A 640-nucleotide genomic window follows, 5' to 3' on the forward strand; every position below is an offset into this window, starting at 1 on the left:
STGCGAGCTTGACGACCGCCTTTTTGTGGTATGTCGAGCACTCTTTCTCCGGCTGATTGCAGCTTGGAAGCGTAATCATAAAGACGATTATCATGCTCTTTTATACAGCGGCTTTGCATTGAGCGAACGAGGAATCGCTGTTGTTGCTCCTGCTTGTAAGTGAGGTATTCAAATAGGTCTGCTTCTCTATCGCACACAGAAATGACATCTGAGATTTTCTCGCCAAGTCGCTCTGCGATATGGCGAGAAGCTTTYTCCCATTTATAACTTTCTTTCTCTTTGTATGGTCGCGTTGCRTACTGATTCCTTTGACCACGCTTTTCAATATCTCGAGTCCAGCGTTGTTGCTCAATTAAGCCAATAACCGTTTTAGTTTGGGGRGCAAAAAGTAAGGTCGAGTGGGCGAATATAGCACGATGTCGATTACCTTGATTAGAGTGTCCTAGCTCATCTTGTATGCTGCGATGGGAGTAACTTAGAGAAGTGGTATCTTCTAATGCAAGAAGTGTTTGTTGTTCTAACGCTTCTTGYGCAGTGACATAAAAGCCCGCTTCAGCGATATCTTCTGCTTTGATTTGTTCATTACGGATAAAGCGATAAGCACCTTCCATATCAGCAGGAGAGATAATGAGTTTCGAGA

General features: G+C 43.8%; 1 protein-coding gene. It reads right to left on the reverse strand.

All coding sequences use genetic code 11. From position 1 onward, the window contains the following. Window positions 1-640 (reverse strand): IS4 family transposase (locus tag ELS82_RS25675; protein WP_134837838.1); only part of this gene is annotated, 640 nt, incomplete at both ends.

Origin of the sequence: Vibrio ouci, from assembly GCF_004551525.1 — a bacterium.
GTDB lineage: Bacteria > Pseudomonadota > Gammaproteobacteria > Enterobacterales > Vibrionaceae > Vibrio > Vibrio ouci.